This window comes from Pseudomonas sp. ATCC 43928 (assembly GCF_005938665.2).
Classification (GTDB): Bacteria; Pseudomonadota; Gammaproteobacteria; order Pseudomonadales; family Pseudomonadaceae; genus Aquipseudomonas.
Genome location: NZ_CP041753.1, coordinates 2,955,382 through 2,976,284, shown reverse-complemented (window position 1 = coordinate 2,976,284; position 20,903 = coordinate 2,955,382). Strand labels below are relative to the sequence as shown.

The 20,903-nt window shown below is 61.4% G+C and carries 15 protein-coding genes; 3 read left to right on the top strand and 12 right to left on the bottom strand.

Annotated features, from left to right (window positions below; genetic code table 11):
* Position 1: 1 nt before the first annotated feature.
* From FFH90_RS13795 to FFH90_RS13755, 9 genes are all read right to left on the bottom strand, one after another.
* On the bottom strand, positions 2-1,249 hold the full coding sequence (locus FFH90_RS13795; RefSeq protein ID WP_138867366.1) for an MFS transporter: 1,248 nt from the start codon (positions 1,247-1,249) through the stop codon (positions 2-4).
* 10 nt (positions 1,250-1,259) lie between these two features.
* Positions 1,260-2,195 (bottom strand): transporter, encoded by a 936-nt coding sequence (locus FFH90_RS13790; protein WP_138867365.1) that lies wholly within the window; start codon positions 2,193-2,195, stop codon positions 1,260-1,262.
* A 78-nt stretch (positions 2,196-2,273) separates the two neighbouring features.
* Complete coding sequence (locus FFH90_RS13785) at positions 2,274-3,257, bottom strand: helix-turn-helix domain-containing protein (RefSeq protein ID WP_138867364.1); 984 nt, start codon at positions 3,255-3,257, stop codon at positions 2,274-2,276.
* 144 nt (positions 3,258-3,401) lie between these two features.
* On the bottom strand, positions 3,402-5,825 hold the full coding sequence (locus tag FFH90_RS13780) for an RND family transporter (RefSeq protein ID WP_138867363.1): 2,424 nt from the start codon (positions 5,823-5,825) through the stop codon (positions 3,402-3,404).
* Between the two features lie 52 nt (positions 5,826-5,877).
* Positions 5,878-6,978: a YCF48-related protein gene (locus tag FFH90_RS13775; RefSeq protein ID WP_138867362.1), complete on the bottom strand. Its 1,101-nt coding sequence runs from the start codon at positions 6,976-6,978 to the stop codon at positions 5,878-5,880.
* A gap of 70 nt (positions 6,979-7,048) precedes the next feature.
* Positions 7,049-8,410 (bottom strand): DUF1329 domain-containing protein, encoded by a 1,362-nt coding sequence (locus tag FFH90_RS13770; RefSeq protein ID WP_018927881.1) that lies wholly within the window; start codon positions 8,408-8,410, stop codon positions 7,049-7,051.
* A gap of 15 nt (positions 8,411-8,425) precedes the next feature.
* Complete coding sequence (locus tag FFH90_RS13765) at positions 8,426-10,075, bottom strand: DUF1302 domain-containing protein (protein WP_138867361.1); 1,650 nt, start codon at positions 10,073-10,075, stop codon at positions 8,426-8,428.
* Between the two features lie 79 nt (positions 10,076-10,154).
* Positions 10,155-10,922 (bottom strand): coniferyl-alcohol dehydrogenase, encoded by a 768-nt coding sequence (locus FFH90_RS13760; protein ID WP_138867360.1) that lies wholly within the window; start codon positions 10,920-10,922, stop codon positions 10,155-10,157.
* A 71-nt stretch (positions 10,923-10,993) separates the two neighbouring features.
* Positions 10,994-12,469: a benzaldehyde dehydrogenase gene (locus FFH90_RS13755; RefSeq protein WP_111454916.1), complete on the bottom strand. Its 1,476-nt coding sequence runs from the start codon at positions 12,467-12,469 to the stop codon at positions 10,994-10,996.
* A 293-nt stretch (positions 12,470-12,762) separates the two neighbouring features.
* Here FFH90_RS13755 and FFH90_RS13750 point away from each other — a divergent pair, with 293 nt between their 5' ends.
* Positions 12,763-14,538 carry a sigma-54-dependent Fis family transcriptional regulator gene (locus tag FFH90_RS13750; protein ID WP_138867359.1) on the top strand — a complete coding sequence of 592 codons (1,776 nt, stop codon included), beginning with the start codon at positions 12,763-12,765 and terminating at the stop codon, positions 14,536-14,538.
* Between the two features lie 217 nt (positions 14,539-14,755).
* Positions 14,756-15,367 carry a TetR/AcrR family transcriptional regulator gene (locus tag FFH90_RS13745; RefSeq protein WP_018927876.1) on the top strand — a complete coding sequence of 204 codons (612 nt, stop codon included), beginning with the start codon at positions 14,756-14,758 and terminating at the stop codon, positions 15,365-15,367.
* Between the two features lie 78 nt (positions 15,368-15,445).
* Here FFH90_RS13745 and FFH90_RS13740 read toward each other — a convergent pair whose 3' ends face one another.
* From FFH90_RS13740 to FFH90_RS13730, 3 genes are all read right to left on the bottom strand, one after another.
* Positions 15,446-16,549 carry a polyamine ABC transporter substrate-binding protein gene (locus FFH90_RS13740; RefSeq protein ID WP_064617327.1) on the bottom strand — a complete coding sequence of 368 codons (1,104 nt, stop codon included), beginning with the start codon at positions 16,547-16,549 and terminating at the stop codon, positions 15,446-15,448.
* Positions 16,550-16,588: 39 nt separating this feature from the next.
* Positions 16,589-17,926, bottom strand: coding sequence for an alginate export family protein (locus FFH90_RS13735; protein WP_111454914.1), 1,338 nt, complete (start codon positions 17,924-17,926; stop codon positions 16,589-16,591).
* Positions 17,927-18,043: 117 nt separating this feature from the next.
* Entirely contained in the window at positions 18,044-19,306 is a 1,263-nt protein-coding gene (locus FFH90_RS13730; RefSeq protein WP_138867358.1) for a serine hydrolase, read from the bottom strand.
* A gap of 389 nt (positions 19,307-19,695) precedes the next feature.
* On the opposite strand from FFH90_RS13730, the gene fdhA reads away from it, so the two are divergent.
* Positions 19,696-20,895: a formaldehyde dehydrogenase, glutathione-independent gene (gene fdhA / locus FFH90_RS13725; RefSeq protein WP_019578605.1), complete on the top strand. Its 1,200-nt coding sequence runs from the start codon at positions 19,696-19,698 to the stop codon at positions 20,893-20,895.
* The last annotated feature ends 8 nt before the right edge of the window (positions 20,896-20,903 follow it).

Below are 20,903 nucleotides of genomic sequence, written 5' to 3'. Positions count from 1 at the left end.
TCTATTTCAATGACGAATGGGTGGATGGCACGGAAGAGTTCGAGCGGCGGCGCGATAACCCGGCGATCGCCCAAAGCAACGCGGCAGCAAGACTGGCAAAGGCCAGCCATTCGATGGCGTGACGCAGGTCGCCGGCAAATGCGCCGAGCATCGCCACCACCAAGGGGCTGACGAACTGACCGAAATACAGGCACGCGGTGAAGCCTCCCAATCCCCGACCACGGGTTCTAGCACTCAAGGCCTCCATCATCGGCGCCATGACATTGGGCACCAGCAATCCCGCGCCCAGGCCATGGATCACCACAGCCAACACCACTTGGTTGTAGCTTTGCCCGCGCATCAGCAACCACAACCCGAGCGCCAACAACAGCAGCAACACCGCATTGGTGCCGGCGATCCCCAAGCGTCGACGCAGCAGCGGCCAGGCCAGGGAACCGCCCAGGGTGGCCAGCAGGCTCAAGCCGGCGGACAGGCCAATCAGGGTGCTGGATGTGACCCCGAGACCCACCAGCAAAATGGGCGTCTGTACCGGCACCACAAAGCTCAGCACCATGCCAACGAGAATCAGCAGATAACCCAACACCAGCGGCAGAATCGCCACCCGCTCCGGTCCCTGAACCTCAACGGACGGCTGCGTACGAGCCGGCTCCCAGAGCACCTTCACCATGGCCGGCACCAGCAGCAGCGGCAGCAAATAGAGGAGGAACGGCAAGCGCCAGGAGTGCTCGCCCAAAGCGCCACCAACGACGAAGAACAACGCACCGACCAAACCGATGGTGACCACCTGACGGTTGATGTAGCGCAAGCGTTCCTCGCCCTGCCAATAGTCACCGATCAGGGTCGCGCAACAGGTCATCACCGCCGCCTCGGCCACCCCGAACAGCAGGCGCACGGCGACGATGGACTGCAGATCTCCCAGCACCGCCGGCAACGCGCCGAGCAAGGCATAGAGCAAGGTGGCGATCACCAGCAACGCCTTGCGCCCGACTCGATCGGCGAGCCAACCGGCCAGAGGCGCGCACACCGCAATCGCCAGCGCCGGTCCGGTGACCGCCAGTGGCACCAGCAGGTCGGCCCGGGAAGTGAGCGGCCCGAACTCGGCACCGAGTTTGGGCAGGATCGGCGCGATCATCACCGAGCCCATGATGGTCAGGCTGCTGCCCAGCACCAGCACCAGCCCTTCGCGGCGTCCCGTGGCCTGACGCACGACAGGCGTCGCCAGGGTTGAAGCGCAATGCACAGAAGTCATGGTCCGGTCCTCAGAAACTTTGGGAAACGCGCAAGGCGACGGTGTAGCCCTCGGCGCGGTTGCTCGCGCCCTGCTCTTTGTAGAGGTGCAGCCAGACCGGCGGCAGGCCCGGTTTGACGTAGCTCACCGCCGGTCCCACGGCCAGCACCCTGGCGCGATTGCCACTCGTCAGGCCCGGGGCGTCGTCATCGGTGAACTGACGGTAGTAGTACCCGCCGATACCGGCGGTCCAGGGGCCGAAGTGCTGGCCCACGGCGAACTCATGCCGGTACTCCACGCCGTTCTTGTAGTCAGTGGCAGGGTTGCGCGTGTTGATGTCCACCTCGAAGCTCGATGACACCTCGAAGCCGGTGTCACTGATGTAAGTGGCATTGACGATGGGGGAAAAAGTCCAGTGATTGAGCCCGGGGGAAATCAGCCGGTTCTTGTCGTAGTCGCCGGTGGGGGCCTGGATCTGAAACTGGGTGTTGACGAACAGGTTGGGCGACAGGTTCCACTGCAGGATCAGCGGCAGAAACTGCACGTCTGCCAGGCGGAACGGATCGGCCTCAAGCTTCAACGGACCGCCCGGCGTCGGCACCTCCAGGGAAGCATCCATCTTGAAGAAAGGCACCACCGTGCCGAAACCGTATTGGGCACCGAGGACGCTGTAGTCCGTCATGCGCATATAGGCCAGGCCGATGGACAGCACGTCCAGGGAGAGATTGTTGTCCAGAGAACGACCGTGGCGGTCCTTCTGCACGTTGGCCGAATAGTAGGCCGTGCGCAGGCCCAGGGTGCCGAATGGCGTGGCCGGCGGCATCATCCCGGCGCCGAAGTCATAGACGCCTACCGCGGTGGTCGGCGCTCCGTTTTCAGTGGCCTGTGCTCCGGCGCACAGGCCGAACAGCCCCAGGGTAAACACAGTGACGCGGCTGATGCCTGAGTTGTTGTTCTTGTGATTCATCGAATGCCCCTCCCAACCAAATGGTGTGGGCCATCCTAGTAACGACTCCGGTAGGCGGGTTATCCGTTTTCAGCACAGTTAATGGCGACGCAAGGTCTGTGAGGGCGTCTCTCCGAACAGTGTGCGGTAATCGCTGGCAAAGCGACTCAGGTGCCAGAAGCCCCAACGCGCCGCCACCTCTTGCACCCCATGTTCATGGGGGCTGTCACGCAGTTCACGACGCACTGCATTGAGGCGCAACGCCCTTAAATACGCCACCGGATTGATACCCAGGGTTTCCTGGAAACAGTACTGGAGTTTGCGTCGGCTGGCGCCGATGTGATTGCACAGATCGAGGATCGACAATGGTTCATCCAGATGCCCCAACGCGTATTCCCTGGCACGATCAACCATGCGTTTGCGCGCCGTCGGGTTAAGGGGCGCGGCCTGATCCGGCGCGACCAGTTCCAGCAGTTGCACCATCACGGCATCGCGAATGCCATGACGGATCGCCTCATAGCCCAGCAGGCTGTCGTGGCCCTGATCGGCAGCGGCCAGCTCGTCGAACAGCGCCGCCAACTCAGCCTGCACCGAGGAAGCCCCCAGACGGTAACACTTGGGAAGATCGGTAATTTGAAACCGGGCGCCCTGGCGCTCCAGCACATGTTCAAGGGCCTGGACATCAACCGCCACCCCCAACAGATCCAGATGTTCGGGCGTGCGCAGATCGGGCAAGTGATCACCATGGGCCACCAACAGGCTCGCATCATGAATCGGATGCCCCGCACAAAACACCGCCCCCTGAGCGCTCAGCGGCACGCTGAAGGTGATGGCTCCCTTCCAGGCGCTGCCACTCTTGAGCATCGCCTGATTAGAGCGGTCGCGCGCCAGTTGCATCCATCCGGCGCGAAACTCGATCAACTCACCTTCGAAGCGACCGGGCGTCAGCTGGTCATAGCGTACCTGCCAGCCGTCCATGTTCTGTGCGTGCTGATCGATGTCGTTGGTGCGATAACGATGAATCGCCGCAGTCATGTCCGGCGTACCGGTGGCGCCTTCCACGCTAGGGTTATTGTTATTCATGGACCTTTCCTGTTGGGCACACAAGGCTTGCAGGCCGTTGGGGAGGCAAGTTCCATTCCGCCGTAACAGGCATTGGCGCAATTGTGCCGAAAACGGCTAGTCGGTCCTCACTGTCCCCGTCCTCGTGTAGCGCTTGCCGAGTCCTCAGCCCTCCTTGACCAACAGCCCATGCCGGCTCGCTTCAGGCTTTTTTGCGAAGACCTTCTGCGGCAGCAGCAGCCAGGCCAGGGCCGGCAGCAGGATCAGGGCGCCGAGCATGTTCACCAGGAACATGAACGCCAGCAGAATCCCCATGTCGGCCTGGAACTTGATCGGTGAGAACGCCCAGGTCGACACTGCGACCGCCAGGGTCATGCCGGTCAGCAACACCACTTTGCCGGTGAACAGCAGCGCCTGGTAATACGCCTGGGCCAGGGTGTCGCCGGCACGCATGCGAGCCAGGATTACACTCAAGACATACAGCGCGTAGTCGATGCCAATGCCCACGCCCAATGCGATTACCGGCAGTGTCGCGACTTTAACCCCCATGCCCAGCCCCACCATCAGCGCCTCGCACAGTATCGAGGTGAGCATCAGCGGCAGCATCGCGCAAAGGGTTGCGCGCCAGCTGCGGAAGGTCAGCAGGCACAACAGGCTGACCGCGCCGTAGACCCAGAACAGCATCTCGCGCATGGATTTTTTCACCACGATATTGGTCGCGGCTTCGATCCCGGCGCTGCCGGCGGCGAGCATGAATTTGACCTCTGTGATCTGATGCTCGCTGATGAATTTCTCGCTGGCCTCCACCACCCGATTCAGGGTATCGGCCTTGTGATCGGCCAGGTAAACGTACAGCGACAACATCGAGCAGCCCTGATTGAACAGCTCCCTCGGTGCACGGGTTTGCACGGCGCCCAGTGCACCATCATTGGGGATCAGCTCATACCATTTGAAGTTGCCTTCGTTGTAACCGGCAGTGGCGATTTTGCTCAGCGCCGCCATCGAGGTGGTCGACTCCACGCCGGGCAATTGCTCCAGCCGCCAGGCCAACGCATCCACTGCCGACAGGCTCGCGTAACGGGTGCACTGATCTTCCGGAGTCTTGATCATGACCACGAAAATATCCGAGCTGGCCGCATAGTTCTGGGTCATGAACAGCGCGTCGCGGTTGTAGCGCGAGTCAGCCCGCAACTCCGGGGCGCCGGGATCGAGATCGCCGATCTTCAGGTGCAGGCTCACGGCAAAACCGAACGCTGCCAGCAGCAGACCGCCCAGCATGGCGCCCATGGCCCAGCGCCGTTGGGTGAACAAATCGAGCACGCGCCATAACGGATGCTTGATCTGCGCCTGCAGTTCGGCGTTTTCCGAACTCAGGCTGCGTTGCGCCGCTGCCGGGCTGACACCGATATAGCTGAGCAGGATCGGCAACAGAATCAGGTTGGTGAAGATCAGCACCGCCACGCCGAGGCTGGCGGTGATCGCCAGATCCTGAATCACCCGGATATTGATCAGCAGCAGCACCGCGAAGCCCACCGCATCACAGAGCAACGCGGTCATGCCGGCCGCGAACAGTCGGCGGAAGGTATAACGCGCGGCCACCACCCGGTGGGTGCCGCGACCGACGTCCTGCATGATGCCGTTCATCTTCTGCGCGCCGTGGCTCATGCCAATGGCGAACACCAGAAACGGCACCAGCGCCGAGTACGGGTCCAATTCATAACCGAGGATGGCGAGCAGACCCAGCTGCCAGAGCACCGCCACCAGCGAACACGTCACCACCACCAGCGTGCTGCGCGCGCAGCGGGTATAGCCAAACAGCACCAACACCGTCACCAGTACCGCCACCACGAAGAACAGCAAAACCTGGGTCAGCCCCTCGATCAGGTCGCCGACGATTTTGGTGAAACCGGTGATGTGAATCCGCAGGTCATCGCTCTGGTACTTGTCCCGCAGGGCTTCCAGTTGCCGGGAAAACTCGCCGTAGTCCAGGGCCTTGCCGGTCTGCGGACTGATGTCCAGCAACGGCACGAAGATCACGCTGGACTTGAAGTTGCCGGCCACCAATTGACCGACCTCACCGGAACGCGCGACGTTGGTCCGCACCTGTTCGATACTGGCCGCCGAGCCATCGTAGTCGTCGGGGATCACGGTGCCGCCATCGAGCCCCTCCTCGGTCACGGCGGTCCAGCGCGTGGTCGGGGTCCATAACGATTTCATGTAGGGCCGGTCGACACCCGGCAGCAGATAGAGCTCGTCGTTGAGCCTGGCCAAGGTGTCGAGATAGTCCTTGGTGAAAATGCTGCCTTGTTTGACCTCCACGGCGATCCGCAGCGAGTTGCCCAGGCCACTCAACTCACTGCGATTCTCCAGAAAGTTGGCGACATAGGGATGCCCCGTGGGAATGGTTTTCTCATAACTGGCATTGATGCCGATGCGCGTGGCTTGCCAGCCGAGCACCAGCGTCACCAGCAGACACAGCAGGATCACCAGCGGTCGATGGTTGAAGATCGCCCGCTCGGCGAAGTTGCCCGACGCCTGGTCGAAGTCTGCCAGGCGGCCAATCACGGTTTGGGTTTTGTCGTCTTTCAAGTCTGACTCCTGTTGCACGGGCCGTGGCCCGATAGCGCTGCACCGTGAAGATTCAAGGTTTGCCAGAGGCTCGTGGATCCTGGTCAGCGGCCACACCGCTCAAACCAACGCTGGCCAGACTGCCATCGGCCGCCTGTTGCACGGCAGCGACAGTCCCGCCGCTGCGGCTCTGGCGTTTGTCGAAGCTACGACCCTGGTCATGGCTGAATAAAAGCTCGCCGCCCTGGCTGGCTAACAGCAGGCTGCCATCGCGCAGTTCGATGGCGCTCGACAGTGTTGATTCGATGCCGGTGTCGAGGCGTCGCCAACTGCCGCCACGGTCATCGGACCACCAGGCGTTACCGCGCAAACCATAGGCAATCAAGGCGCCGCCGCGAGTGCCGAGCAGGCCGAAAAAGCTGCCTTCATAAGGTGACTTCAAGGCCTGGAATGAATGCCCGGCATCGGTCGAACGCAACAGCAAACCGCGCTCCCCCACCAGCAGCAAATCGTTGCCCGAGACGCGAATGCCATACAGGTTCAGGCCCTGCGGATTGTCCACATGCTGCATCCACGGCTGCCAGCTTCGCCCACCGTCGTCGGTGCGGTAGATCTGGTTATAGGCGCCAACGACGTAGCCATGCAGGCGGTCACTGAAGTACAGGTCGAGGAACGGTTTGTCCGGTCCGTCGTCGAGCATCTGCCGGGCCTGCGCCAGGTTGCCGGCGCCGCCCGGCTGATCGGCATCGCGCTCAGCGGCCTGCACCGCCAGCGCGGCGGCGCGTTCACCGTCGAGTTGCTTGTGCCAGGTTTCACCGCCGTCCTCGGTGTGCAACACCACGCCCAGATGACCGACTGCCCAACCCTGCTCGGCATCGACGAACTGCACCGCCGTCAGGCTGACGCTGACCGGCACACTGGCCTGGCGCCAATTCACTCCAGCGTCATCCGAGAGCAGCACGATCCCGCGCTCGCCGACCGCCACCAGCCGCTCACCGGCCCGGGTCAGCCCGAGCAATGCTGCGCGCTGGGCCTTGGCGGTCGACAGTGCCGGCTGCTGCAGTACTGCAAACGTGCTCGCCTGGGCGTTGAACACACACGCCATCAAGCCCAATGCCAGGACGCAGGCGCCCCGGCGCAGGCCGAAGCCCGCATAGCGTTTTTGCACCATCATGTCGGTATCCCACTCGCAAAGTCACAAGCGACCGTAGCGCGCACCCTCACCCACCACGGCCCCCTCAGGTTCAACGCATGTTTTCGTTGGCCATGGCATCCGGCGTGAAATAGGACGCCGAAGGTTTCGCGACTTTCTGGTACTGGACCGCCAGATCGTTGCTCGAGGAGTTGAGGAAGTAAGCCCCGGTGTCGAGGTTGTAGCTACCCCACATGACCTGCGCGGTAAGGGCCGGCAGGTCCGGCGCCAGCAGCGTCAGCGAATACATCTGCCGTCCGAGCTTGCCCTGCGCGTCATACCCGTCGGCCATCAGGATCTGCCAGGAGTCTTCGTCGATGTAGTAGGTGCGACGCGGCACCACATGGCGCTTGCCGGATTTGAGCGTGGCCTCGACCACCCAGACCCGATGTTTCTCCCAACGCACCAAGTCAGGATTGAGGAAGTTCTGCTTGACCAGGTCGTCGCTCTTGGCCAGGCCGGCGCGGTTATTGTTGTAGGCGACAATCAGTTCTTTCTTGCCCATCAGCTTGAGGTCATAGCGATCGGTAGGCCCGAACAGCATGAACGCTTCGTCGAACAGACCGACCCCCGAGGTCACGAAGTCCGGGGTGTCGTAGGCAATGTTCGGCGCCCGACGCACCCGGCGCTGGCCGACCAGATACTGCCAGGCCGCGCGGTTGGCCGGGTCCAGGTCCCAATGGGTCATCAGGCCTTCACCGGCCTTGGACGATGGCAACTCGGTCAGCAGCTTGCCCACCAGGTACTTGCCGGAAAAGTTTTCCAGGCTGCCGTCTTCGACGTAGTAGGGAAACTGGTAGGTGTACTGGGCGCGGGTTGCCTGGACTTTCTTGCCGCCGGCGGTCATCAGCCAGGTATCGAAAGGCGAGCTGATGGTGTCGCCGCCCTGCCAGGACAATCGATAGTTCCACAGCACTTGCGTACCGTTTTCCGGGATCGGGAACGGAATGCCGCCATAGGCGCCGGTGACTTTCTCGCTCGCCACGTCCAGCGTGGCGCGGGTGGCATTCTTGCCGGTGTTGTCATACACCCATTGCGGGGCTGCCGCCGAGCGATGGGTCGGGTAGACGTCCAGGCGATAGTCCGGGTATTTCTTCAGCAGCAGTTTGGTGCCTTCGGCCAATACATTGGCGTACTGCTCCATGTTCGAGGCCTTGATCGAATACAGCGGTTTTTCACCGGCGAATGGATCGGGACGTTTGTCACCTGGCTTGTAGCCAGGCGCGACCTTGGTGTAACCGCCTTGCCAGGCCGGGATGCTGCCATCGGCGTTGCCGGCGCGCTCGCCACCAAGGGGTGTCAGTTCAGTCTTCAAACGTGCAGCCTGCTCAGGCGACACGGCCGCCTGCGCCAGGCTCATGCCGGCAAGGGCCAGGGTGAGGACGCAAGTGTTGAGAAATGCTTTGTTCTGCATGGCGAATCCACCTTATTAGAATGAGGTTTTCACGTAGAGCGAGACGAAGTCGCGGTCGGCCAACGACTGCCCGTAACTGAAATTGCCGTCCTCGCGCAGCCCGGCTTTTGGGGCACCGAAGAAGTTCACGTAGTTCAGGCCGACATCCCAGCGCTGCAGGTAGGTGGCCTTGAGCCCGACACTCCAGTCGCCGGAATGGGTATTGCCGAAGCCCGATTTGTTGACCGCCGAAGAGCGCCCATCGAGTACCACACCCATGCCGATCGGCACGGTCAGGTCGATCCCGTCGACAATCTGGAAGTACGCCGGCTCCACCAATACCCGCAGTGCCGTAGCATCGCGGGTGGTGTTGGCATCCAGCGCGGCGGCGTTCTCGGTCACGCTCAGGGTGCGGTTCCAGGCCAGCTCGGCCAGTGCCGAGCCGCCATCCCAAAATGCGGTGGGCGATAACAGGTAAATCGCCGACAGGTTGGCGTGAGCGGTTTTGCCCCTGGCAAACAGTGAGTTATCGTCGCCATCGGCCGCCACGCCAGGGGCCACCACTTGCAGATTGCTCACCAGCGGCGCGTTCCAGCGCACGGAAGTTTCACCGGCAAAGTTGAACGGCCCATAAGCGGTGGAGAAGCTGACGCCGGCAGTCTTGATGTCTTCGGCGTAGACCTGACGATAGGAACTCAGGATCGGCAACCCGGTGGCGGCCGCAGCCGCACCGTCGAGGTAGGCGTACAGGCCGGTCGGGGTTTTGTCGTGATACTGCGCAGCGTAGAAACCCAGCTCCAACTCGGTGCCGGTCGGCTTGAAGCGGATCTGCATACCGCCCTGCCCCGAATTTCGCGGTTTCAAATCGCCAACATTCACCGTGTCGTTGCCGAACACTTCGTGCAGTGAACCGCTGCCGTAACCGATGGCATCGATATCGCTCAGGTAGCTGCCGGCGCCGGGCACATTGGAGCGTTCCCACTCAAACTGGTAGTAAGCGCCCACCGACAACTGCGGGTTGATCTGCAACTGCCCGGAGATCTGATTGACCGGACGCAGGATCTCCTTGAACTGGGTCCCCGGCACGCTGAGCAACTTGACCACATCGGTCGGGCCCTGGGCATTGGCAATGCCGTTGCCACCGTAGAACAGGCTTTCGCCGTAGATCAGGCTGTGTCGGCCCAGACGCACCACGCCCTGGGAGTCTTCACCGAGGTCACCGCGCAGGAACACGAAGGCGTCGAGAATTTCCGCATCGCGACCGTGGAGCTTGCGGGTTTCGCTGAGGAAATGCGTTTGCTCGCTGCTGTCGGTGCCCTTGTTGTAGATATCGTCGTACCAGGCTGCGCCGCTCACGCGCAGGCCATAGTTTTGCCGGCTGAGGTCCATTTCGGAAAACAGGTCCAGACGATTGGAGACCAGGCCACTGCTGAAGTTTTTATCGCCCTGACTCTGGATCGAGGGATACAGGCCGTTGGCGGTCGGTGCGTTGACCAATCGGCTGTCCTGCCCCTGAAGACGCCAGGCCTGGCTGTACTTGATGGTGTTGTCCCAACGCAGTTTCCAGTCGGAATCACCAAGGTCCATTTGCATGGCCTCGACCCTTTCGACCATCACACCGGCGCTGCATAACGCCAGAAACAGGGCGCAATGCTTGAAACGAAAGCAACGTTTAACGTTGTCCATGGACGCTCCTCATTATTTTTATTTTTGGCATGGCTTCGCCACAGGTAGCGGCTTGCGCCGCCGTCTACAGGTGTGCATTTCAGATGTAGGTGGAGGCCAATCCGCCATCGACGGCCAGGTTGACGCCGTTGATCCAGCGCGACTCGTCGGCACACAGGAAAGCGATCACCGCCGCTACCTCATCGGCATAAGCGGGGCGTTTCATGCGATGGGCATCGGCCTGGGTTCGGGCCTCACCGAGCATGCTCACGAAGTCGCCGAGGATCGGCGTGAAAACCGGACCTGGCGCGACGCTGTTCATGCGCACCGAATGTTCGAGAAACCAGGGTTGGGCCTGCAGGTAATTCCAGACGATCAAGGCTTCCTTGAAATACTGGTAGCAGGTCTGGTCCGGTACCAGGTGCTCGGCCAGCCAGGCCTGCCCGGCGGCGAAACCTTCGATGCGCGCCAGCGCCTTGTGCTGTTCCAGACGTAACGGCCACTCGGCGCCGAGGATCGAGGCGATATTGACGATGCTGCCGCCAGCGTTCATGCGTGGCAGCAACGCGCTGCTCAAGTGGCGCAATCCCAGGTAGTTGACCCGCGCCAACAGTTGCGGGTTTGCAGTGCCCGGCACCCCGGCGATATTGCACAGGCTGTCGATCCGTGCCGGTAGCTGCGCCAGCAACCGGTCGATGTTCTCGGCACTGCTCAGATCGCCCTGAACAAAACCATCCAGGGTCATGTGCGGCGCCTTCAGGTCCACGCCAATCACGTGGGCGCCGTGGCTGCGCAGCAGGCTTGCCGTGGCCGCGCCGATACCCGAAGAGACGCCGGTCACCAGCACAATCTTGTTGTCGAGTTTCATGTTGAGTCCTCTTATTATTTTTGTGTACTCGGTGAGCCGACCTACCTTGTCGGCCCGACAAAACCGGCCCGTCAGAACGGGTAACGCGGCGCCTTATCCTTGACCGTCACCCATTGCCATTGGGTGTATTCATCCCAGTCGGCCGGGCCGCCTACGCTGCCGGCATTTCCTGAGCTGCCGCGTCCGCCGAAGGGGTTGATGCATTCGTCGGCCACTGTCTGGTCGTTGATGTGCAGCAGCCCGCAATTGAGTTGCTCGCCCATCGCCATCGCGTGCCCGACCGAAGGCGTAATGATCCCCGCGGACAAGCCATACTCGGTGCGGTTGGCCAGGTCGATGGCCTCATCGTCGCTGGCAAAACTCACCACCGTGGCCACCGGGCCGAAGATTTCCTCGTCGAACGCACGCATGCCCGGGCGCACACCGGAAAGCACCGTGGGTTGGTAGAAGAGCTGCTCATACTCGCCGCCGGCTTGCAGAGTTGCCCCGGCCGTCACACTCTCCGTGACGATTTCATGCACTCGCAACAGCTGGCGTTTGTTGATCAACGGCCCCAGCACCGCCTCACCGCGAGCGGCATTGCCGACCGTGATTGCCCGTGCCTTTTCTGCCAACCGGCGGACCAGTTCTTGTGCAATCGACTCATGGGCCAGGATGCGTCCGGTGGCCATGCAAATCTGCCCCTGATGCAGCCAGGCACCCCACGCGGCGTTGCTGGCCGCCAGTTCGAGATCGGCGTCTTCGAGCACGATCAACGAGTTCTTGCCGCCCAGCTCCAGGGCGACTTTTTTTAGATGACGCCCAGCCAGCTCCGCGACTTTGCGCCCCGCTGCGGTGGAGCCGGTGAACGCGATCATCCGCACATGCGGATCGCGGCACAGCGCTTCTCCGGCTGGCGCTGCACCCGGCAACACCTGCAGCAAGCCCTTGGGCAGACCGGCCGCCTCGAACAACCGGGCAATGATGAAACCGCCACTGACCGGGGTCTGCGGATCGGGCTTGAGCACCACGGCGTTGCCCGCCGCCAGCGCCGGCGCCACCGAACGCAGGGACAACACCAGGGGAAAGTTGAACGGCGAGATCACCCCGACCACGCCATGGGGCAATCGGCGTGCATAGGACAAACGCCCCGCTTCGCTCGGCAGAACCAGACCATGGGGTTGCGACAGCAGCCCGGCCGCCTGATGCAGCAACACGATCGCCTCACGGACCTCATGTTCACCCTTGAACAGGCTGCCGCCACTTTCCCGGGCGATGTACAACGCCAGTTCGGCAAAGTGTTGCTGGGCCAGTGCGGCAGCTTTACGAAAGATCTCTGCGCGTTCCCGTGGCCCCAATGCCGCCCAGGCCGGTTGAGCACGAGCGGCGTTCAGGCTGGCAAACGCGATGTCCGCTGCATCGGCCAAACCGGTGACGGTCAACACCTCGCCGGTGGCCGGTTCGATGACGCTATGGCTGCCGCCCAATGGACGTAGCCAGTCGCCATTGAAGATGCGTTCACGCCATGGCTCGTCCCGCAGAAAATCAGATGGTTCACTTACCGACATTTCGGTCTCCCGGCTCTTGTGTTTGTCATTGCCTGACGCGGCCTTGCTAAAACGATGCAAGGCGTCTGCGTGGTGAAAGCGCTAGAGCAAGGGCTGTGCCGACTTCCTGCGTCGCGCCGCATTTCAAGTGGCGAAGGCTCTGGCCTGCGGGCTATAGAGGGGTGTTTGCGAATAGGACAAGGTGCTTGGCGTACAGCCGGCAGCTCGCCACTTGTCCAAATGATAAAGTTATGTTTAATAACTGTTTTGCTAGTTGATCATTTCGATCAGTCGACTCGCTCAGGGGCATAACAATGAACAATCCCCATTCGCTGCTTCCTCATCTTGCCGTGCAGGAGGAGCATTTCTCGCCCCGAGGCGACAGTACCCAACTGGCCGAAGGCAACTCACCGACCCTGGCCGAGTTGACCGAATGCCTGTTCTTTTCCCCTGTTGACGGACGTATCTGGCTCAACGACCAGCGCATGCTGCTATTGCACAGCTCATCCTTCGGCGCGCTGCGACGGGAAATTATCGAGCGCCAGGGACTGGAACAGAGCCGCGGCCTGTTTACCCGCACCGGCTATCTCTCCGGCGCACGCGATGCGCGACTGATCCGCGAGCGCTGGCCGGACGCCGACGCCGCGGCGGTTTTCTCGGCCGGCACGCGTCTGCATACACTTGAAGGCATGACCAAGGTCGAACCCCTGCACTTCAAATTCGACGCCGACTCAGGCTTCTATGAAGGTGAATTCCTCTGGCACCATTCCTGTGAGGCCGACGAACATATCGCCGCCTACGGGATCGGCCAGGATCCGGTGTGCTGGACCGAACTGGGCTATGCCATCGGTTATGTCAGCGGGCTGTTCGGCCGTCTGGTGATCTTCCGCGAAACCGAATGCCGGGGCATGGGCCATGAGAGCTGCCGGGTGATCGGCAAGACCGCCGAGCAATGGGGCGATGTCGAGCAGGACCTGAGTTATCTCACTGCCTCACCCTCAAGCGCCGAGCCCAAACAGCCTCAAGCCCCGGCGCCCGCCCCCCAGGATGACGACAGCGAAAACCCCGGCGGGCCAAAACCGATTGGCGCCAGCGCGGCCTTCAATGCCGCTACCCTCGCCTTGCAGCGCGTGGCGCCGACGCCCGCCACGGTGTTGTTCAGCGGCGAGTCCGGGGTCGGCAAAGAGTTGTTCGCCCGTCAGTTGCACCAGTTCAGCCCACGCCATCAAGCACCTTTCGTGGCGCTCAACTGCGCCGCCATCCCGGACAATCTGATCGAGGCTGAGCTGTTTGGTGTCGAGCGTGGCGCCTACACCGGCGCGACCCATTCGCGCCCCGGACGCTTCGAGCGCGCCCAGGGCGGCACGCTGTTTCTCGACGAAATCGCCAGCCTCAGCCTGCCGGGTCAGGGCAAGTTGCTGCGTGCATTGCAGGAGCGAGAGATCGAGCGCATCGGCGGTGGCCAGCCCATCAAGGTCGACGTCCGGGTGGTGGCGGCCACCAATGTCGACTTGCGCAAAGCCGTGGCGGCCGGAGAATTTCGCGAAGACTTGTTCTACCGGCTGAATGTCTACCCCATCGTGCTGCCACCGCTGCGCGAACGTCGCGACGACATTCCGTTGCTGGTCAACGCGTTCCTGCGGCGCTTCTGTCAGGCCTACGCCCGCAAACCCGCCGGCCTGACCATGCGCGCACTCAAGGTGTTATTGCGCTATGACTTCCCCGGCAACGTACGGGAACTGCAGAACCTGGTGGAGCGCGGCCTGATCGCCAGCGAAGACGGCCAAGCCATCGATCTGATCCACCTGTTTCGCAACGAACCCATGCCGCAGGATGCGTACTCTCTGGACGACAATGGCAGTCTCGCCGCAACCGACCAGAGTCCCGCCGGCACACAGCCTCGCCCGGCCTTGCTGGAGACCCTGGCTCGCCTGGAACACGGCTTCTCCATTGAAGGGCTGGAGTCGCGCCTGATCGATGAAGCGCTGCAAAAAAGCCAAGGCAATCTGGCCGCTGCCGCGCGACTGCTGGGTTTGAGTCGTGCGCAGTTTGCCTATCGACTGAAAAAATACCGACAGGCATCGGCTTGATTCAGGCGGGTCAATGCATGGTGAACAGCGCTTAAAAGATTAATGAAATTAACTATTAAGCCTGAGGACGCTCGCCATCAGCCAACGAGACTTTTCGCTTCCGGGATAAACGCGCACTACAGAAATTAGCGCTTTAAAAGTTTTACCCGATTAAGTATTTTGCATGGATGATTGGGCGACATGCGCCCCCTTTATTCATAGCGACAAGGGATCAACCGTGAGCGGACTGCGTGAACGTCAGAAAGTCGAACGACGCCAAGCCATCAGCAAGGCAGCGATCGAACTGTTCGAGCGTCAAGGTTTCCAGAACACCACCATCGAACAGATCGCCAACCAGGCTGGGGTGTCGGCGCCCACCGTGTTCAAGTACTTCGGCAACAAGCAGGAAATCATCCTGGAAATCCTGCACGACGCCGACCAGCGCGCCCTCAAGGACACCCGCAACCAGATCCCTGAAATTGAGGATCCGGTCGACGCCCTGTGCTACCTGGAACGCCTGCTGACCGGTTACGCCCTGGAAGTCATGCATCCCAGTCTCTGGCGTGAACTGCTGCCGTTGATTCTATTTGGTGGTGATAACGGACTGCCCGAAGGTTATCGGGCCATGAACGATGCGCTCAGGGCCGAAATCAGCGGTTTACTCAGAGAACTGCAACAGGCCGGCAAGCTACGCGCCGACCTCAACGTCGACCTGGCCGCCTTCCTGTTGAACGACTACTCACACCTGCAGTTGTTCAGGCTGGTCAACCAGGAACAGCCGGACATCGAGTCACACTCCGCCCAGGTAAGGCGTATCACCGAGCTGCTCTTTTACGGAATGCGGGCCTGAGAACGCCAGCCTCCTCCCAGACTGGCTGCATGCCATAGCCGAGGCGCGTCATCGCTGGCGAGCCCGGCGTCACGATGATCAGCGGTTGGTCTTGATGGTGGTCCAGGTGCGGGTGCGGATCCGCTCCACGGCTGCCGGCATGGGCTGCAGAGCGAACAGTGTTTTGCGCGCTTCGTCCGGCACATACATGTTGGGGTTATTACGGATCTCGGCGTTCACCAGTGCGGTGGCGTCCTTGTTCGGATTGGGGTAACCGATCTTGTTGCTGATCCGGGCAATGACGTCAGGGCGCAGGATGTAGTTGATGAACTCATAAGCTTCTTTGGTATGGGGGGCGTTGGTCGGCACCATCATCACGTCCGACCACATCGGCGCGCCTTCCTTGGGTAACGCCATCTCCACCCTGACGCCCTTGCCGGCCGCATCGGCCAGTTGCTTGGCCAGCGCCACGCCACCCGACCAGCCGACGGCTACGCAAATGTCACCGTTGGCCAGGTCCATGCCGTAGCGTGAGGAGTTGAAGTAGGTGATGTGCGGGCGAATCTTCATCATCGCCGCCTGGGCCTGCGGGTAGTCTTCGCGCTTCTGGCTGTTGGGGTCGAGGCCCTTGTAGTGCAAGGCGATGGGCACGATTTCGTTGGCTGCGTCGAGGAAACCGACACCGCAACTGGCCAGCTTGGCGAGGTTCTCTTCCTTGAAGATCATGTCCCAGGTGTTCATCTGCACATTGGCGCCCAGGACTTGCTGAACCTTGTCGACGTTGTAGCCGATCAGCGTGGTGCCCCATAGGTACGGTGCTGCGTAGCGGTTGCCCGTATCACCGGCAGCTTCCAGGGTTTTCATGAACTCCGGGTCCAGGTGCCGCCAGTTCGGCAGCTGGTTGCGGTCCAGCGGCTGGACGGCACCGGCGGCGATCAGGTGACTCAGGTTGGCGCTGCCGGGGTACACCACGTCATACCCGGAATTGCCGGTCAGCAGCTTGGACTCCAGGGTTTCGACACTGTCAAAAACGTCGTAGATCGGACGGATGCCCGTTTCCTCCTGGAAGCTCTTGAGCACTTCAGGTGGCAGGTATTCGATCCAGTTGTAGATCCGCACCGTGCGCTCTTCAGCCAGGCACACACCGCTGGCCAGCAACGACACTACAGCGCCCAATAAGGTGTTACGCAAAAACGTGTTCATGGTGAAGCACTCCTGCGCGGCCGCGAAGGCTCGCGGCACTTAATAGCGGTAGGTGAAGTACAGTTCCAGCGCACTGAATTTCTGGTCATCGCCGAACACCTGCCTGGCGGCGGCCAGCGGCTTGACCCAGTTATAGGAGAGCGACGTATAGAACGACGGCGTCGGGGTCCAGTCGAGGAAAACCACACTCTCGTCCGCAAAGCGCCGATCGCTGACCTGCGCACCCATGTAGTTTTTCTCGTCCAGCCAGAACTGATAGTGGATCGCGCCGAGGGTCAGCGTTTCATTGAGGTGGGTCTTGAGCGAGAACTGCTGGACGTTTTCGTTGCTGTTGAACAGCAGGTAGTTGCCGACGACATCCCCCACCAGCCAGGTGCTCCAGTCGACGAAGCCCTTGCTCAGTGACTCCCAGGCTTTCTGCCGGTTGTCGGCGAGGTTGTCGTCGCCGGAAAAACTGGCGTAGCGATAGCCGATCACCGGGGTCAGCGGCAACGTGTTGAAGGCGTAATCCGCCTGACCGTACCAGGCGTTGGCATCGTAATCCACGCCTTCACCACTGCCCCGTTCCACGGCGTATTCGGCATTCAGGGTCAAGTCCGGCACGCCCGGTACTTTGGCCTTCAACGCACGCACGTTGTACACCTGCATCCCGTCCCGGCGTCGTGGCAGTGTACTGCCCTTGGGCCCCAGCGCGTTGACCTTCATCGCCATGGCCCCCAGTGTCACCTGGTCGTCGAGGTTGTAGTCCAGGTTAGCGCCGGTCATGCGGAAGTCACCCAGATCGTCATCGACCCGCAAGGTGAAGGCCTGGGTCTTCAATGCGCCATGATCCCAGGCCAGGATGGCCGAATCCTTGAAGGCGGTTCTGGGGCCAAGCCAGTAGGCGCCGTCCTTGAGTTGGTCGAGGTTACCGTCCATGACGATGAAGCCGGTCCCGATCATGTAGTTCTGGCGACCGGCTGTGAGCGTCCACTCCCCGGCCCGGAAACCACCGTAGAGTTCTTCGGTGGCTACATCACCATCAGAGCTGCGGGTGAAGCCGCCGGCATCGCCGTCGCCAAAGGTGGTCGCCGCCACCAGCGAGCCACCGGCCAACAGGCTGAAGTCTGGCTGCAGGGCGTATTCCAGCTTGACGCCGGGCTTGACGTAGAGCTCCTGCCAGTCGATTTTCGTACCGCCATTCTTGCCACTGCGCGCATCGACGCGGCCGCTGCCGAAGTTGACGTTACGGGTGGAAAGGGTCGCACCGCCGGCAGTGAAGTTGACCTCACCCTTGAGGTTGCCATCCTCGAAGGTGTAGCCCGCCAGTGCGACTTGGGCGGTCAGGGGTAAGCTGACCGCTAAGAGCGTTCGAGAGAAACGCGTCATGAGAACCATATGAAGCTCCTGTGTGATTATTGTTGTTACAGGGCAGTGAATGGCGGCGCAAAGCGCCGCCAACACCTGGTCGAGCCAGGCGAATAGGTCGCAAACTTCTTGTCGTTATGAGGCGTTTCAGTGAGTAAGGTGCGCGGCGATGGCACGCAGCATGCGCACGCTGTCAGCATCGAACGGGCTGACAGCCTCGGTCAGCGATGACTGCTTGACGATCACCACACCGGACGGCTTATCGACGAACAGGTACTGGCCGTGGATACCGCCGGCCATGATCGCCTGACTGTGGTCGTTGAAGACGTACCACTGGCTGCGGTAGGAGGCGTCAGGGGTCCATTGGGAGAACTCGGAGTTTTTGGCGTAGATCGCTGGATCGGAGCCGGCACAAATGCGTGCAACCGTCTCGGTCGACAGCAATTGCAGCCCATCACGGCGACCGTCGTTGGCCAGCAGCCGACCGAACCGCGCCATGTCTCGCAAGGTGGCGTTGAAACCGGCACCGGCAACGCTACGCCCCCAAGGATCGGCCATGAAGTAGCCGTCGCGCTCACACCCCAACTGGCTCCAGATGTCTTGCAGCAATTGATTGCAAGCCTTGCCCGAAGCGCGCTCCATGACCCAGGCCAGGGCTTCGGTGGTGGCGGTCACGTAATGGAAAAAGCCGCCGTGACTGCCGCGTTTTTTCAGCGACGGCAGGTACTGATACAGCGACTCGAACTGAGCGTACTGCGCAGGTGCCGGCTGGAAACCGCAGGCATAGCCGTACTGCGAGCTCTCGGAGTTGGGATCGTCATAGACTTCGCTGTAGTCGATGCCCACGGCCATGTCGAACAGCTGGCGCACCGTGGCATCGCCAAACGCGCTGCCCAACAGTTCGGGCACGTAAAACGCCGCCGGCAACTCCGGATTGAGGATGCCATCGCAGACCAGTTGCTCCCCCAGGGTGCCGATCAGCGACTTGGTCACCGAGAACATGACGTGCCGGTCCCGGGGACGCTGGCCGTTGAAGTAACGCTCGAACAACACGGTGTCGCCCTGCATCACCAAAAAGGCGTCGGTCTGACTGGCCACCAGATGATCGATGACACTGACGCTCAGGCCACATTCACTGTCGAAGTGCAGTTCATCCAGCGCTTGTGGCGCTTCCTTCAAGACGCTGACCGCTCCACCACCCGCCTCCACATCAATGGAGGGACGCAGGCGCGCCAGATTGCGGAACCCCCACTGATTGAACGGTGGACGCATCCAGTTGTTCCAGGTGACGCGGCGTTTCGGCTCGGCCGGAAAACCCTGCATAAACAAAGGCGCCAAGCGCCTGTGGAGTGACGATTCATTCGTCTCGATGTAAAGACTGGCCAGCAACGGCACGGTGTTCTGACTCATCGGGTTTCCCCTGCAAAATGACTCTGCGTGAAAGCAGATGCAGGGAAATAATTACCCGGTATTATTTTTTAGTCAATAAAACATTTATCAGATAAAAATATTTTTATCGCTGTGCTTTGATGGGGGGGCAAACACGGCGTTCAGCGCCCGTTACTCCTGCACCAGCCCTGCCAACCGGGGGGTAATTGGGTGCTAAATGCCCTCGCAGGGTGCTGATACCAGGCGTAGGATCAATACGATGACGGCTTATCACGCATCGTTGGAAGGTGACTTCCAACCCATCTGCATTCACGCGCAAACGCAAGACATTTACCGCCGCACTGTAAGGCCGCGCGACCCTTCGCAGTACAAGGGCCGTGTTCTCACAACAACAAAAGCGAGGTGAAATCATGTCTGGTAATCGTGGTGTCGTGTATCTCGGCGCAGGCAAGGTCGAGGTGCAAACCATCCCCTATCCGAAAATGGAAGACCCGCGCGGCAAGCGCATTGACCATGGCGTGATCCTGCGCGTGGTTTCGACCAATATCTGCGGCTCCGACCAGCATATGGTGCGTGGCCGGACCACGGCCCAGGTCGGGCTGGTGCTTGGCCATGAGATCACAGGCGAGGTCATCGAGAAGGGCCGTGACGTGGAAAACGTGCAGATCGGTGACCTGGTATCGGTGCCGTTCAACGTCGCCTGCGGCCGTTGTCGCAGTTGCAAGGAGCAGCACACCGGCGTCTGCCTGACGGTCAATCCGGCGCGCCCCGGCGGTGCCTATGGCTATGTGGACATGGGTGACTGGGTTGGCGGCCAGGCCGAATATGTGTTGGTGCCGTATGCCGACTTCAACCTGCTGAAGCTGCCCGACCGCGACAAGGCAATGGAGAAAATCCGCGACCTGACCTGCCTCTCCGATATCCTGCCGACCGGCTACCATGGCGCGGTGACCGCCGGTGTCGGCCCTGGCAGCACGGTGTATATCGCCGGCGCCGGTCCGGTCGGACTGGCTGCCGCCGCCTCCGCCCGTCTGCTGGGTGCGGCGGTGGTGATAGTCGGCGACGTCAATCCGCTGCGCCTGGCGCATGCCAAGGCCCAGGGCTTCGAGATCGCCGACCTGACCCTGGACACTCCGCTGCACGAGCAAATCGCCAACCTGCTCGGTGAGCCGGAAGTCGATTGTGCGGTCGATGCGGTCGGTTTCGAAGCCCGTGGCCACGGCCATGACGGCGCGCAGCACGAGGCCCCGGCCGATGTGCTCAACGCGCTGATGGGCGTGGTGCGCGTCGCCGGCAATATCGGTATCCCCGGTCTGTATGTCACCGAAGACCCGGGTGCGGTCAACAAAGCCGCCAAGCATGGCAGCCTGAACATCCGTTTCGGCCTCGGCTGGGCCAAGTCCCACAGTTTCCACACCGGCCAGACCCCGACGATGAAGTACAACCGTCAGCTGATGCAGGCGATCATGTGGGACCGGATCAAGATTGCCGAGGTCGTCGGCGTGCAGGTGATCAGCCTGGACGACGCGCCGCGTGGCTACCACGAGTTCGATGCCGGGGCGCCGAAGAAATTCGTCATGGATCCGCACAGGCTGTTTACCGCAGCCTAAGGAATGGG

What these genes read in the sequence shown, in the direction of transcription:
- FFH90_RS13795 (WP_138867366.1), bottom strand. Translation starts at nt 1,249, where the DNA reads ATGACTTCTGTGCATTGCGCTTCAACCCTGGCGACGCCTGTCGTGCGT.
- FFH90_RS13790 (WP_138867365.1), bottom strand. Translation starts at nt 2,195, where the DNA reads ATGAATCACAAGAACAACAACTCAGGCATCAGCCGCGTCACTGTGTTT.
- FFH90_RS13785 (WP_138867364.1), bottom strand. Translation starts at nt 3,257, where the DNA reads ATGAATAACAATAACCCTAGCGTGGAAGGCGCCACCGGTACGCCGGAC.
- FFH90_RS13775 (WP_138867362.1), bottom strand. Translation starts at nt 6,978, where the DNA reads ATGATGGTGCAAAAACGCTATGCGGGCTTCGGCCTGCGCCGGGGCGCC.
- FFH90_RS13770 (WP_018927881.1), bottom strand. Translation starts at nt 8,410, where the DNA reads ATGCAGAACAAAGCATTTCTCAACACTTGCGTCCTCACCCTGGCCCTT.
- FFH90_RS13765 (WP_138867361.1), bottom strand. Translation starts at nt 10,075, where the DNA reads ATGGACAACGTTAAACGTTGCTTTCGTTTCAAGCATTGCGCCCTGTTT.
- FFH90_RS13760 (WP_138867360.1), bottom strand. Translation starts at nt 10,922, where the DNA reads ATGAAACTCGACAACAAGATTGTGCTGGTGACCGGCGTCTCTTCGGGT.
- FFH90_RS13755 (WP_111454916.1), bottom strand. Translation starts at nt 12,469, where the DNA reads ATGTCGGTAAGTGAACCATCTGATTTTCTGCGGGACGAGCCATGGCGT.
- FFH90_RS13750 (WP_138867359.1), top strand. Translation starts at nt 12,763, where the DNA reads ATGAACAATCCCCATTCGCTGCTTCCTCATCTTGCCGTGCAGGAGGAG.
- FFH90_RS13740 (WP_064617327.1), bottom strand. Translation starts at nt 16,549, where the DNA reads ATGAACACGTTTTTGCGTAACACCTTATTGGGCGCTGTAGTGTCGTTG.
- FFH90_RS13735 (WP_111454914.1), bottom strand. Translation starts at nt 17,926, where the DNA reads ATGGTTCTCATGACGCGTTTCTCTCGAACGCTCTTAGCGGTCAGCTTA.
- FFH90_RS13730 (WP_138867358.1), bottom strand. Translation starts at nt 19,306, where the DNA reads ATGAGTCAGAACACCGTGCCGTTGCTGGCCAGTCTTTACATCGAGACG.
- fdhA (WP_019578605.1), top strand. Translation starts at nt 19,696, where the DNA reads ATGTCTGGTAATCGTGGTGTCGTGTATCTCGGCGCAGGCAAGGTCGAG.